Below are 14,394 nucleotides of genomic sequence, written 5' to 3'. Positions count from 1 at the left end.
TGTGGAGGTGTCGGACGAGCGCGCTAACCTGAGCGGTCGGTTCATCCCAAGTGGGCCCTCGCGGGAAGGAGAACAGGTGGCGTCACGGTTCACGACCAAAGGGCCTCGCATGCCGATGCGGTTGCGCACATGGCAGCGAGAGGCCCTGGACTCGTACCTGTCTTCCAGCCCACGTGACTGGCTGGTGTGCGCCACTCCTGGCGCTGGAAAGACAACGTTCACCCTGGCCGTCGCAGCTCACCTGTGGCAGGACCATGTCATCAACCGCGTCATCGTCGTCTGCCCGACCGACCATTTGCGCACCCAGTGGATGGGTGCGGCACGCGGACTTGGCTTCGACCTGCGCGACACAGCGAATGCGGAGGCACTGCCGCCCGACTGCCACGGATGTGTGGTCACCTATGCCCAGGTCGCCCAGAAACCAGCTCTCCACGCTGCCCGGGCGACCAATATGCGCACGCTCGTCATCTTCGACGAGATCCACCACGCCGGCGACGTCATGAGCTGGGGATCTGGCGTCATCGAGGCCTTCTCGGGTGCGGTGCGACGCCTCGGCGTCACCGGAACCCCCTTCCGGTCCGACGAGGCCAGGATCGCCCACGTCCGCTACGAGGAGGTCGGTGACGGCGCCTTCGAGTCGGTGGCCGACTACACCTATGGTTACGGTGACGCCCTGCGCGACGGAGTCGTGCGTCCCGTCACGTTCGCCACCTACACCGGACGATCCACCTGGACCGACGCGCTTGGGGAGACCCACACCGCCATCCTCGGTGACTCCGAGCTCACCAAGGTCAACGAGGAGATGGCCTGGCGTACGGCTCTGGACTCGGACGGCGAGTGGATCGCCCACGTCATGGCCGCGGCATGGGCGCGGGTGAACCAGCTGCGCGATTCCGGGACGATCCCGCACGCCAAGGTGCTCGTCCCGGCCTCGAACCAGAAGGTGGCCAAGGAATATGCTGAGGTCTGGCGAGAGGTCACCGGAAACGAGCCTTCAGTGATCCTGTCGGAGGATTCGGCTTCGGCCAAGAAACTCACCGCTTACCGCGACGATCCGGACAAGATCTGCGCGGTGTGCGTGCGTCTCATCACCGAGGGGGTCGACGTCCCCGACGCCGCCGTGCTGATCTACTCGACGACGGCTTCCACCCCGCTGTTCTTCGCGCAGATGGTGGGACGTGTCGTGCGTGCTCGAAATCGTCGCGAACGTGCCACGGTCTTCCTGCCGGCAGTAGGACGTCTGCTCGACCTGGCCGCCGAGATGGAGGAAACTCGCGACCACGTCATCGGACCCCCGCAGGAACCGGACCTCATTGAGGAGTTCGACACCCGGCAACGCTCCGAGCCCGACCCTGATGTCGGAACGTGGCAGGCCGTCGCTTCTGACGCCATCCTCGGCGAGGTCATCGACACCTACGCTCCCACGTCTGATGGTGGACTCTTCGCCCTCGACGGTCTCTTGAGCCCTGAACAGGAGCGCGCCCTGCTGGCCCGTGACGAGAAGATCCGCGCCGAGCAGGCGCGTCGCGTGGCCTCGGCCCGACGTGCTCACAAGGCATCCAAGGCAGCCGAGGAGAGGCAGGCTCGACGCGACGACCTCATCGCCCTGCAGCGTCGTGGTGGCTCGGTCTACGACACCATCCGTGACCCGCGCGAGATGCGTCGGGAGATTCACCGAGCCCTGCTCGACTACTCCCGCCACCACGACCTCACACCCCAGGCTGGCTGGGGACAGCTCTACCGGGAGGTGCCGGGTCCCAGGAATGAATCGGCACCGATGGATCTGCTGCGCACCCGATTGGAGTGGCTGCATTCTCACTGAGTCTCTGACGGGCCAGAACACCATCTGACGCAATCCCGATGGCATCCTCTGGCATCCTTGGGAAGGTGAGTTCGGTCTACGGCACAGCATTGGTGGTTCACGGGTCGGAGACCCTGCTGTCGGACAGGGCCGTTGACGCCCGCGTGAAGGCGGCCCGACAGGAGGTTCCCGAGGCTGAACTGGTTGAGCTGGCGGGCCGCGAGGTTGACGCCGGACGTTTCGTGGAAGCCACCGGAGGATCCCTGTTCAGCGAGGCGACGATCGTTGTCGTCGACCCCATCGCCGATCTCGACAAGGATCTGTTCGACCTCGTCGCCAACACTGCCGCACAGCCCTCCGATGACTTGTGCCTCATCCTCGTCCATCCCGGCGGGGTGAAGGGAAAGGGGCTCCTGACCAAGCTGTCCAAGGCCAAGATCGAGACGGTCAAGGCAGATCCCCCCAAGCCCTGGGCCATCCCAGACTTCATCGCCAAGGAGGCTCGTCGCGTCCATCTCGATATGGATCATGACGCCGCCGACGCCCTGCACCAGGCTCTCGGAAACGATCTTCGGACCTTGGCAGCGGCCATTGATCAGCTGGCCAGTGATTCACCGGACGGAAGAATCGGTGCCGAGGCCGTCACGACCTATTTCGGTGGCAGGGCGGAGATCTCGGCATTCAGCGTCGCTGACGCCAGCCTCGAGGGACGACTCCCCGATGCGCTGGAAACCCTGCGATGGGGTCTGTCTACCGGAGTCCAGCCGGCAGCGGTGACAGCTGCAATGGCTCGCGGGCTGCGATATCTGGGACTGTTCATGGACATGCGTCGCCAGCGGATGGGGGACAAGCAGCTGGCTCAGGCGATCGGCGTCTCGCCGTGGAGACTCAAGGCGCTCAACACGCAGGCCCGGTTCTGGAGCAAGGCCGGGGTGGCCAAGGCCATCCGGCTCGTCAATACCTGTGACGGCGCCGTCAAGGGTGCTGCGGTGGACGCCAACTATGCCCTGGAGTCGATGCTCATCGACGTCGAGAAAGCCCGCAAACCTGACCGGGGCCCGGTCCGCTTGTAGGATGACCGTGCCCTAAAATACTTGTGACAAACACGTCAAGCACCCCGACCACCCAGTGGGCCGAGGTGCTGTGCGTATCCCCGTAACGGGGAGAGGAAACTCAGGCGGCCAGCGAGTTGAGCTTCTTGGAGATGGCCGACTTGCGGTTGGCAGCCTGGTTCTTGTGGATGACGCCCTTCGACACGGCCTTGTCGAGCTGACGGTTGGCGATCCTGGCGGCCTTGGTGGCGGCCTCAACGTCTCCGGCCTCAGCGGCGCGGCGGAAGTTGCGCACGTAGGTGCGCAGGGCGGACTTGACGGCCTTGTTGCGCTGGCGCGACTTCTCGTTGGTCTTCACGCGCTTCATCTGCGACTTGATGTTCGGCACTGGGCAGCCTCTGATTCCTTGATCGATGTACGTGGAAAGCGCCAGACAGGCGCGACAGAACATGCTACCAAATCAACGCGGTGGCCCCAAATCAGCGGGCGTTCCGCGGTCTCGTTTCTCGTCGTGTCAGGATGCAGATCGAGCGCTCAACCAGAGGCACTCGTACGGGGCAAGACGCAGGTTCATGGGGGTGAGGTCGTAGTCGAACCCGCTCAGCAACTCGGTGACGACGTCATCGAGTTCGGATCGTAGGGTTTCCATCGGGAACCAGACCTCGTGCTCGCTGACGTTGTACAGCTCGATCATCCTGCCCTCTGGATGCGGTCGTCCCCACATGATGACTTTGCGGTTGGGTGAGGGGAGCACGACCGTCTCCACCGACGCGTGGAACTCGGGGCTGCGACGACGGGCATTGATGGCGCGTCTCACCCCGCCCCAGATCCTACCGGGGACGCTGTGCGGCTCGGCCTGGGCCTGCTCCACCAGCGACCAATCCATGACCGGACGGTGAACCCACCGGTTGTCATCAGCATGATCAGGATTGCACTGCCAGTCGTCATTGAGCATCCCGACCTCGTCACCCATCCAGATGAGCGGCACACCGCCGTAACCCAGGATCGCGGTGTGCATCATGACGATCCGGGCGATGGCAGCGTCAATGAGCGCCGGATCCTTGGCCTCCAAAGCACTTTCCAACCCGGCGAGGCTCGCCAGAGACCCACTGATGCGACGGTCCCCGGTCTCCGGGTTGTCCTGGAAGACCAGGCCGCGCGCGAATGACCCGGGGAATTCACCGGAGTAGAAGTCGGAGAGGAAACGACGGTGGGCGGCGGGGTCCAGCCCGGTGTCTCGGGCGTCAGCGTCGTCAACTGCCCAACCGATGTCGTCATGGCAGCGGGCATAGGTGGCCCAGGTCGTCGTCGAAGGCTTGTCGGGAAACCGACTCAAGGCCGTCTCCATGAGACGGACATCGCGGGTGGCCAGGGTGCTCCACAGCTGCACCATGAGGCTGTTGTGGTACGCCATGTCCGAGAGCCTGCCCCAGTGGCGACCTTCTCCCAGGTATCCCACGAGATCATTGGGGCCGACGATCGCCTCAGCCTTGAAGGCCACGGCAGGAGCGACGATCCGCATTGCCTGGCGCAGTGACTGGGTGAGGTCGTGGACCTGGGGGAGGTTCTGGCAACTGGTGCCGAGCTTCTTCCAGATGAAGGCGATGGCGTCCAGGCGGAAGACCTCGACCCCTCGGTTGGCGAGTTCACACATGAGGTCGAGGAACTCGCAGAAGACGTCGGGGTTGGCCCAGTTGAGGTCCCACTGAAACTCGTTGAAGGTCGTCCAGACCCATCCCTGACAGTCGTCGTTCCAGGTGAAGTTGCCACGCGCAAAGTCCGGAAAGACCTCCGGGAGATCGTTCTCCCAAGCATCGACCTCCTCCTGAGTCTTCAGGATGCGGAAGTAATCACGATACTTCTGCTGGCCTTCGCGGGCCCGCTGAGCCCACTCGTGCTCGGCTGCCACATGGTTGACAACCAGGTCCATGACCAAGGAGATGCCGTGACCCCTCAGCGCGCTCGTCAGATCGTCGAGATCGTCCATCGTGCCCAGATCCGTACGGATCGCGTGATGGTCGGCGACGGCGTAGCCCCCGTCGTTGGCTCCTTGTCGTGGTTGCAGCAGGGGCAGGAGGTGCAGGTATCGCACCCCCATCTCGGACAGATGGTCCAGATGATCGTTGATGCCCCTGAGGGTGCCCGCGAATCGGTCGGTGTAGGTGGCGTACCCGATCATGGACGACTGCTGTAGCCAGTCGGGTTGGAGGAGTCGAGCCTCGTCGAGACGCTTGAGGTCATCGGGACGCTCGGCGATCCGAGCCATGAGGATGTCGCGGACCCTCTGCAAGGTCTCGTCGGCGCGATCGTCGTAAACCCTGCTGAGACCGATCCACAGATCAGGCAGATAACGCTCCCAGCGCAGAGTGAAGGATTGGTGGGTGTGCGGATCAAGGCTCGCGTGTCGGAGGCTGTCATCGGCGACCATGATTCGATCTTAGTCGGGTGCGGAACTGACCGTCATGGTTGACGGTGTGGCCGTCGAGGTGAGTACCGGGACAGGCGCTGTGTCGCTGGTGCGTGAGAGACTGGGGGTTGAGCCGGGTATCCCCCGGTACCATCTTCGAGACATGAGGGAGCAGATGTCCGCGCCTCAGCCTGGCAGCACAGATCCGGCCATCATTCGGAACTTCTGCATCATTGCGCACATTGACCACGGCAAGTCGACCCTGGCCGACCGGATGTTGCAGATGACCGGTGTCCTGGACGAGCGTAGCGCTCGCGCTCAGTACCTGGACCGCATGGACATCGAGAGAGAACGCGGCATCACCATCAAGTCCCAGGCGGTGCGGATGCCGTGGGAGGTCGACGGCGTCACCCACGTCCTCAACATGATCGACACCCCTGGTCACGTCGACTTCTCCTACGAGGTGTCCAGGTCCCTGCAGGCGTGCGAGGGAGCGATTCTGCTCGTTGACGCGGCCCAAGGCATCGAGGCCCAGACCCTGGCCAACCTGTACCTCGCCCTGGAAGCTGACCTGGAGATCATCCCGGTCCTCAACAAGATTGACCTCCCGGGCGCCGAACCGGATCGTCACGCCGCTGAGATTGCCGGCATCATCGGATGCGATGAGTCAGAGGTGCTGCGCGTATCCGCGAAGACCGGTGACGGGGTGGGCGACCTACTCAACACCATCGTCGCGGAGGTGCCTGCCCCCGAAGGAGTGGCCGACGCCCCTGCCCGTGTCCTCATCTTCGACTCGGTCTACGACACCTACCGCGGCGTCGTCACCTATGTTCGGGTCGTTGACGGCGCCCTGCGCCACCGCGAGAAGATCCTCATGATGAGCACCGGTGCTGCTCACGAGGTGCTCGAAATCGGCGTCATCTCCCCGGAGATGGTACCCGCCGACGGACTGTCGACCGGCGAGGTCGGTTACCTCATCACCGGTGTGAAGGATGTCCGCCAGTCCCGAGTCGGCGACACCGTCACCAATGCCACCAAGCCCTCCGAAACGGATCTCGGCGGCTACCAGCACCCCAAGCCGATGGTGTACTCGGGACTCTTCCCGATTGACGCCAAGGATTTCCCAGAGCTGCGCGACGCCCTCGACAAACTGCAGCTCAACGACGCAGCCCTGGTCTACGAGCCCGAGACCTCGACCGCCTTGGGATTCGGTTTCCGCGTCGGCTTCCTGGGGTTGCTGCACATGGAGATCGTGCGCGAGCGTCTGGAACGCGAGTTCGACCTCGACCTCATCTCCACGGCTCCCTCGGTGGTGCACCACGTCCTCATGGAGGACGGGTTGACCGTCACCGTCACCAACCCCTCGGAGTACCCGACCTCTGGACGGATCGCCGAGGTGCGCGAACCCGTCGTCGATGCCACCATCCTCAGCCCCGCCGAGTACATCGGCACCATCCTCGAGCTGTGCCAGCAGCGCCGCGGGGTTCAGCAGGGCCTGGACTACCTCTCCTCGGATCGTGTGGAGATTCGGTACCGACTGCCCCTCTCGGAGATCGTCTTCGACTTCTTCGACCAGCTCAAGTCCCGCACCAAGGGGTATGCTTCGCTGGACTACCACGATGCGGGCGAGCAGACTGCTGACCTCGTCAAGGTCGACATCCTGCTCAATGGTGACCCGGTTGACGCCCTCAGCTCGATCGTCCACCGCGACAAGTCCTATTCCTATGGCGTCGCGATGGCCACCAAGCTCAAGGAACTCATCCCGCGCCAGCAGTTCGAGGTGCCGATTCAGGCCGCCATCGGCGCTAGGGTCATTGCCCGAGAGACCATCCGCGCCGTCCGCAAGGACGTGTTGGCCAAGTGCTACGGCGGTGACATCTCCCGAAAGCGCAAGCTCCTCGAGAAGCAGAAAGCCGGAAAGAAGCGAATGAAGGTCGTCGGCTCGGTCGAGGTGCCTCAGGAGGCCTTCGTGGCCGCCCTGCGCACCGGCGAGGCGACGGAGAAGAAGTGAGCTCCCGGCTGCGTGCCCACCGGTTGCAGGTTCCGCCCCAGCTGGCTGATCGCGGCATCGACCAGATGATTGCCTTCACAGTGCCGCTCACGGTGAGGTTCCGTGGTATCGAGGTGCGCGAGGGAACCCTGTTGCACGGCTTGGAGGGCTGGGGGGAGTGGTCCCCGTTCTGGGACTACGACCCGGTCGAGTCCGCATCCTGGTTGCGGGCCGGAATCGAGGGGGCCACCCAACCTGTATTGCCGCTCCGGCGAGACCGCATCCCGGTCAACGTCACCATTCCGGTCGTCAACGCCGATCGCGCCCGGACGATGATGGCCGAGTCCGCCTGCACCACCGCCAAGGTCAAGGTCGCCGATCCCCGCAGCGACCTGCGCGAGGACTGCCGTCGGGTCGCTGCGGTGCGCGAGGCCATGCCAGACGGCAAGATACGGGTGGACGCCAATGCCGCATGGGACGTCGAGACCGCAGTACGAGCCATCATCGAGCTCGACGCCGCAGCCGAAGGGCTGGAGTACGTCGAGCAACCCTGCCCCCAGATCGAGGACCTTGCTCAGGTGCGACGCCGGGTCGATGTCCCGGTGGCAGCCGATGAGTCGGTACGTCGCGCCGAGGACCCGGTTGCAGTGGCACGAGCTGGCGCAGCCGACCTCATCATCGTCAAGGTCCAGCCACTGGCCGGGATCTCCCGTGCACTCGAGGTCATCAACGCCGCCGGGCTGCCCGCCGTCGTCTCCTCGGCCCTGGACACCAGCGTCGGCATCGGACTGGCCACCCACCTGGCTGCTGCCCTGCCCGAGCTCGACCATGCCTGCGGGTTGGGGACCCTCAGGCTCTTCCGCGGTGACGTCAGCGACTCACCCCTCATACCCGTCGACGGCTGCCTGACGCCGCAACGAGGCGTCGTCGATGTCGAGGCCGATGATCCCGACGACGACCTGTGCCCGAGATGGGCCGAGCGGCTGGATCTCACCGTGGCTGCCCTGGCCGACCTGGAACGGAGATGACGGTGAACCCTTCCACCGCAGTTGCCCGTCGATTGGTGAGTGCCCTTGTCGGGGCCGGGGTTGAACATGTCGTCTACTGCCCCGGGTCCCGCGACGCCCCCACCGGTTACGCCTTGGCCGACGCAGAGGCAGCCGGATGGTTGCGGGTACATGTGCGCCTCGATGAGCGTGTGGCCGGATTCGTCGCCCTCGGCCTGTCACGCGCCTCGATGATGGAGGATCTGTGGCGTCCGGCCGTCATCGTGACGACATCCGGAACGGCGGTGGCCAACCTGCATCCGGCGGTGTTGGAGGCCGACGCCAGTGGAGTCCCGCTCATCGTCTGCTCTGCCGATCGTCCCCACGAGATGTGGCACACCGGCGCCAACCAGACCACCACCCAGGAGGGGATTTACGGGACGGCACCGAGGTTCTTCGGTGCCATTCCCGCCGGTTTCCCCGCCGACGATCGTCTCGACGCACTTGTGCTGCGTGCCGTCACTGCTGCCAGGGGGGCATTGTCGTCGGATCCCGGACCCGTGCATCTCAATGTCGGATTCCGTGACCCGCTCGTCCCCGACGAGCCGTGGCATCCCGTTCCTCCCAAGCCTCGCGTCGTCGACGGGGTCGCCAGGCCGGCGACGCCGGTTGCGATGCCTCCTCATACCGTCGTCGTCGCTGGTGACGGTGCCGGACGCGACGCCGTCACCCTGGCTGAGGAAGGATGCTGGCCGCTGCTGGCCGAGCCGAGTTCCGGGGCCCGAGTGGGGCAGAACGCCCTCACCGACTACCAGGGAATACTCGGCACTGATCTGGCTGACGAGGTCGAGGCCGTTCTCGTCCTAGGCCATCCCACCTTGTCACGACCCGTCACACGACTCCTGGCCACTCATCCCGTCACCGTCGTCGCCGACCGCTCTCGCTGGACCGACGTCTCCGGTGGTGCCCGAACCGTCCCAGGACCCATCACGGTGCGCACCGCCAGCCGCGACGAGGCCTGGCTCGCTCGATGGAAACGCGCCGACCGTCCGACCGCCGTCACGTGCAAGGACGAGATCTGCGCGGCTGTCTGGGCCGACGCCTGCCGCGGGGTCGGGCCACTTCTCGTGCTCGGCGCCTCCGCCGTCATCCGCTCCTTCGATCGCTGTGCCGTTCCCGAGCAGCGCGGGCCGGTGGCCATTGCCAACCGCGGATTGGCGGGGATCGACGGCACCATCTCGACGGGTGTCGGCCTGCACCTTGGTCTGGGAATGCCGGTAAGAGTCGTCGTCGGGGACCTCACCGCAGCCCATGACGCGACCGCCCTGCTCAAGGGTGCTGCGGAACGCGACGTCGACGTCCAGGTCGTCGTCCTCAATGACGGCGGGGGAGCGATCTTCGCCGGGCTGGAGCACGCAGCTGCCCCTCGTCCAGTGTTGGAGAGGTTCTTCCTGGCCCCGCAGGAGCTTGATCTCGCGAGTTTGGCGAAGGCGGTGGGAGCTGACTACCAGCGCGTCGAGAGCACGGATTTCCTGACTGAACCCGTCCGCGGACGAAGCATCGTCGAGGTGACCTTGCCCCAGGTGTGAGGAGTCTCAGCCCTCCAACACCGACTTGAAGGCCTCCATCTTGGCCCCGGTCTCGATCCACTCCTTGTCCGGGTCGGAGCTGGGCATGATCCCGGCACCGGCGTGCACCCGCACGGATCGGTTGTCCTCGGAGAACTGACCACAGCGCAAGGCCAGCGCCCACTGGCCCGACCCGTTCGGTGACATCCATCCGACGGGCCCGGCGAATCGTCCCCGGTCCGTGATCTCGGTCTGCTTGATGAGCTGGTAGGCGAGCTCTCGAGGAGTGCCGCACACTGCGGCCGTCGGGTGGATGACGTCAACGATCTGTGCGGCATTCGTCGTGCCGACCCTGGCGGTGATGTCCGTGGCCAGGTGGGTGACATTGGGCAGTTCCAGAAGGAACGGTCCTCGAACGGCAGGGTCGGACAGGCCAGCTTCAGAAAGCCGATCGGTCACTGAAGCCACGGCCAGCTCGTGCTCGCGGTGCTCCTTGGGATCCTGCAACAGCTCGTGGGACCAGGAAGGCTTGCGGGTACCGGCGAGCACCCGGCAACGGAACAGGCCATCGCGGCAGTCAACGAGCAGCTCGGGAGTCGCGCCAACCAGGCCGTCATGGCAGTAGGTCCAGCAGCCGCTGAACTTGCCCGAGAGGCGGGACGCGACGAGTCCACGGTTCATCGAGGCGGATGCTCGGACGGTCACCGACCGCGAGAGCACCACTTTTTCCAGCTCGGAGTCCTGGGAGAGTCGAGTCGTTGCGGCGCTGACCGCCTGGCGCCAGTGTTCGGCGTCAAGATCGGGAAGTTGGGCGTCAATGACTGCCAGGTCGGAATCCTCGCGATGAATCGGAGTGGATTTCGAGCCGAAGACGAGAGTGCCTTCGCCCAAGTGGCGCCGGACGAGGAGAACAGCGGGGACGACGAGGAATCCCTCCTCGTCACGGGAAAACGGGAACGACCCGAACGCCACGGGAGCTGCCTCAGAGTGCTGAGCAGCCCACGATGAATAGGTGTCGAAGGCCTTCTCGGCAGCGTCAGGCCCGCTTGCGGTGAAGCGGGCCTGCTCGCCCCAACCAACCATGGCAGGGGCGTCATCGGTGTCGGGAGCCACCCAGATCCACGGGTCGACCTCGGGTGGGCAGCAACGACGCGCGGCATCCAACCACCGAGCCCCACTCGCAGCGGACAAGTCGACATCGCAGGACAAGGTGTGCACGAGGGGAGATGCTACCTTGAGCCTGTCAATAGGCCGCGGGGGCGGCACGCTCGCAGGTGATCCTGCATCGGTGATCGCCTGGCCGAACCACTGCAGAAAGGGCTCGCAATGAGGGTCTGGTGCCAGGCGAGTCGTAGCCCCATCATGGAGTCATTCTCGGTCTGCTCATCGACGTGGTGAGCATTGTCGCCGAGGTGGCCTACCTCAGGCGGCAGCCCACCGGAATCCTCGTTGCCACGCTGACGTTGTCACCGATGCGCAGCAGCGGCGACCGGAGTCATCGCGTCCAGGCAGATCCGTCAGCTCTGGCCTGCTCGGCCAGTCGCCTCACCTCGAGGCGATCCACCTTTCCGGAAGCCAGCATGGGAATGGTTTCGGTCGTCACGACGATGTGCGGACGCAGTTCCCGTGACAGATCGACGGCGTCCCGGATGCGCTGGGGCTCCTGGCAACCCGTGACGACGGCTGTGACGACCTGCCCCCACCTCTCGTCGGGCAGCCCGACGGCGACGCAGTCCCTCGCCAACCCGGTTGCGGTGACGGCATGGGCCACCTGACCGGGGGAGATCTTGAGCCCGCCGGAGACGATGAGGTCGTCGGCCCGACCATCGACGACGAGCCGACCGTCCTGCCAGTGGGCGATGTCCCCGGTGAGGCACCAATCCCCGGTTGGCCCCTCGTCGAGATACCCCGACATCACCATGGGGCCCGACAGGGACACCCGACCATCCTCATCCAGGCGTACCTGCACCCCGTCGAGCGGAACCCCGTCGTAGACGCACCCGCCACAGGTCTCGCTCATGCCATAGGTCAGCACGATCGGCATTCCTGCCGCCCGAGCCTCGGCAACCAACTGCGACGAGGTTGCGGCACCTCCGACGAGGATCGTGGAACACCGCGTCAGGGCCTCACGAGCAACCGGATCATCCATGCAGTCGGTCAACTGGGTCGGCACCAGGGACAGATGCACCCGACCGTCCGGATCCCTGCGTACCGCCTCGTCGATGGCGTCGGACAAGGCCCGAGGGGTCACCTTTCCCTCGACGACGACCACCGAGCGATCGCCGACTGCGGCCCTGGCGACAACCTGCAGACCGGCAATGTGGTTGGGGGGAAGGGCGAGCACCCACGTTCCGGCCCCGCCAAGTCGGGCATCCGTGGCGTTGATGGACGCCAGCAGCTGAGCCGCCGAGATACCCACGAGACGCCCGTGACCAGAGGTCGAGCCTGACGTCCGCATCACGAGCCCTACCTCATCGGGCAGGAACACCGTCCTCCTCTCGACGTCCTCAAGGGTGGCCACTGGATTCTCCTGGCTCCCGGTCGGCACGAGAACTGACCGCGTCGAGCCACGCAAGAAACGTGTCAAACGCTCGGTCAACCAGTCGACGTCGGCCTGGGTGCGTTCCACCCTGACGACGTGCACTCTCGCGGTCTCGGCCATCGGGCCTCCCATCGGGTCGTGGTGTCCACAGGTGAGGAATCAGAAGTAGTACGGGTAGCTTGACCAGTTGGGGGAGCGGTGCTCGAGAAAGGCGTCGCGACCCTCCTGGGCTTCCTCGGTCATGTATGCCATGCGGGTCGCCTCACCGGCGAACGCCTGCTGACCGGCGATGCCGTCGTCGACCATGTTGAAGGCGTACTTGAGCATTCGGATGGCCTGTGGGGACTTGCCGGCGATCGTCAGACCCCACTCGATGGCGGTGTCCTCCAGCTCGGCGTGATCGACGGCGCGGTTGATGACGCCCCACTGCTCAGCCTGCTCGGCGGTGTACGTCTCTGCCAGGAAAAAGATCTCGCGGGCCTTCCTGTCACCGATCTGGCGAGCCAGCAGGGCTGAACCGTATCCGGCGTCGAAGGAGCCGACGTTGGCGTCAACCTGCTTGAACCGGGCGTTCTCACGGCTGGCCACCGCCATGTCGGCCACCACCATGAGGGAGTGGCCACCGCCGGTCGTCCAACCAGGAATGGCGGCGATGATCGGCTTGGGAGTGGCGCGCATGAGCCGCTGGACCTCGAGAATGTGGAGACGTCCCAAGCGCCCCTTGGCGATCCGCTCCCGGCGAGCGTCGGTGGCCAGGTCCTCGTCGCCGGCCGCCTCATCGGACTCGTACTGGTAACCGGCTGCGCCACGAATGCGCTGGTCACCACCGGAACAGAAGGAGTATCCGCCGTCGCGGGGAGAAGGGCCGTTCCCGGTCAGGATGATTGCTGCCACGTCAGGGGTACAGCGCGCCGCGTCGATGCAGCGGTACAGCTCGTCGACGGTGTGTGGGCGGAAGGCATTGCGGATGGCAGGACGGTCGAAGGCGATCCGTACCACCGGAAGGTCCTCGCCAGCCGGGGCGTGATCGACCTCACCTCGTGAGATGAGGCGGTGGAAGGTCATGTCGGTCAGCGGATCGCTGGGAAGGCTGATCTCGCGCCAGCGGTCCGCGTCGAAGGTGTCGGAGACGAAAGGAAGGGTGCTCACCCGATGGAAGCTACCACTCCAGGCAGCGCTGCCTCACCTGGGACGACGAGCCAGCCACGACGCCGCGATGACGCCGCCCATCGCACCGCCCAGATGCGCTTGCCAGGACACCCCGGCTTGTCCCGGAAGCACACCCCACAGCACTGACCCGTAGATGAGGAAGACGACTATGGCCACCAGGATGTCGCGCAGTCTCTTGGTGAACAGGCCTCGGACCAGAAGATAGGCCAACCAACCGAAGACGATTCCGGAGGCGCCGAGCGTGATGGTTCCCGGCGCGCTGAAGAACCACGCGAAGAGCCCCGAGCACACCGTGATCATGAGCCCCGAGACGACCCAGGTCCGCGTCGACTCCATGTAGACGAGCATGCCGAGAGCGAAGAGTGGCACGCAGTTGCCCGCCAGATGGGCCCAGCCGTAGTGCAGCCACGGGGCGGTGAAGATCTCCCACAGTCCCTGACCGGTCCAGGAGTGGATCCCGAACTGATCGAGGGTGTTGCCGAGCATGGTGTCGACGATCTCGAGGACCCACATCATCGCGACAACGACGGCCATCACCCTGGCGCTGCTGGCGATGGAGTTCGTGCGGCTCGGCGGTTCGGCCTGACGTCGGCGGACAGGGGTGGACGACGGAGGCAGGTAGGAAGTCATGTATCCAGTGTGGCAAAGAAGAATCCGGAAACGTTTGTGAGTTTTATCACAAAAGACTCGGCAGTGTGGTTCTGCCGTGCCCAACATACGAAGCAGGTTTCCAAGAGCGACAGAAGGCCGAGGGAGACCGCATGACGGATCATCCGGACGTCTTCACGTGGTTCACCGGTGTCAGGACGAACATCGTCACCAACGCGGTGAACCGCTGTCTCAACACCGTCCGTTGTCACACGTCCGCCCTCATCTGC

The 14,394-nt window shown here is 65.0% G+C and carries 11 protein-coding genes; 5 read left to right on the top strand and 6 right to left on the bottom strand.

From position 1 onward, the window contains the following. Positions 1–109: 109 nt before the first annotated feature. Positions 110–1,822 carry a DEAD/DEAH box helicase gene (locus ACUCCZ_RS06425; RefSeq protein WP_435917038.1) on the top strand — a complete coding sequence of 571 codons (1,713 nt, stop codon included), beginning with the start codon at positions 110–112 and terminating at the stop codon, positions 1,820–1,822. A gap of 38 nt (positions 1,823–1,860) precedes the next feature. Next, on the top strand, positions 1,861–2,874 hold the full coding sequence (gene holA, locus ACUCCZ_RS06420) for a DNA polymerase III subunit delta (RefSeq protein ID WP_435916757.1): 1,014 nt from the start codon (positions 1,861–1,863) through the stop codon (positions 2,872–2,874). A gap of 100 nt (positions 2,875–2,974) precedes the next feature. Here holA and rpsT read toward each other — a convergent pair whose 3' ends face one another. Together rpsT and ACUCCZ_RS06410 are read right to left on the bottom strand one after the other, a co-directional pair. Next, positions 2,975–3,241 carry a 30S ribosomal protein S20 gene (rpsT, locus tag ACUCCZ_RS06415; protein WP_435916756.1) on the bottom strand — a complete coding sequence of 89 codons (267 nt, stop codon included), beginning with the start codon at positions 3,239–3,241 and terminating at the stop codon, positions 2,975–2,977. A 126-nt stretch (positions 3,242–3,367) separates the two neighbouring features. Further along, a complete protein-coding gene (locus tag ACUCCZ_RS06410; RefSeq protein WP_435916755.1) occupies positions 3,368–5,281 on the bottom strand; it encodes an alpha-amylase family protein in 1,914 nt (637 codons plus the stop codon). Between the two features lie 142 nt (positions 5,282–5,423). On the opposite strand from ACUCCZ_RS06410, the gene lepA reads away from it, so the two are divergent. The 3 genes from lepA (at position 5,424) to menD (ending at position 9,825) form a co-directional block, all read left to right on the top strand. Continuing rightward, complete coding sequence (gene lepA, locus ACUCCZ_RS06405) at positions 5,424–7,271, top strand: translation elongation factor 4 (RefSeq protein WP_435916754.1); 1,848 nt, start codon at positions 5,424–5,426, stop codon at positions 7,269–7,271. Positions 7,272–7,336: 65 nt separating this feature from the next. Beyond that, complete coding sequence (locus tag ACUCCZ_RS06400; RefSeq protein ID WP_435917037.1) at positions 7,337–8,278, top strand: o-succinylbenzoate synthase; 942 nt, start codon at positions 7,337–7,339, stop codon at positions 8,276–8,278. Continuing rightward, positions 8,275–9,825 (top strand): 2-succinyl-5-enolpyruvyl-6-hydroxy-3-cyclohexene-1-carboxylic-acid synthase, encoded by a 1,551-nt coding sequence (gene menD / locus ACUCCZ_RS06395; RefSeq protein WP_435916753.1) that lies wholly within the window; start codon positions 8,275–8,277, stop codon positions 9,823–9,825. The genes ACUCCZ_RS06400 and menD overlap by 4 nt, the downstream gene beginning before the upstream one ends. A gap of 6 nt (positions 9,826–9,831) precedes the next feature. Here menD and ACUCCZ_RS06390 read toward each other — a convergent pair whose 3' ends face one another. The 4 genes from ACUCCZ_RS06390 to ACUCCZ_RS06375 form a co-directional block, all read right to left on the bottom strand. After that, entirely contained in the window at positions 9,832–11,022 is a 1,191-nt protein-coding gene (locus ACUCCZ_RS06390) for an isochorismate synthase (RefSeq protein ID WP_435916752.1), read from the bottom strand. A 277-nt stretch (positions 11,023–11,299) separates the two neighbouring features. Next, entirely contained in the window at positions 11,300–12,466 is a 1,167-nt protein-coding gene (locus ACUCCZ_RS06385; protein ID WP_435916751.1) for an AMP-binding protein, read from the bottom strand. 39 nt (positions 12,467–12,505) lie between these two features. After that, positions 12,506–13,441: a 1,4-dihydroxy-2-naphthoyl-CoA synthase gene (locus ACUCCZ_RS06380; RefSeq protein ID WP_462981565.1), complete on the bottom strand. Its 936-nt coding sequence runs from the start codon at positions 13,439–13,441 to the stop codon at positions 12,506–12,508. Positions 13,442–13,528: 87 nt separating this feature from the next. Next, positions 13,529–14,050, bottom strand: a complete 522-nt coding sequence (locus ACUCCZ_RS06375; protein WP_435917035.1) for a rhomboid family intramembrane serine protease — start codon at positions 14,048–14,050, stop codon at positions 13,529–13,531. Positions 14,051–14,394: the final 344 nt, after the last annotated feature.

This window comes from Cutibacterium nasicola (genome assembly GCF_052654715.2).
This window is presented reverse-complemented; position numbering and strand designations above follow the sequence as displayed.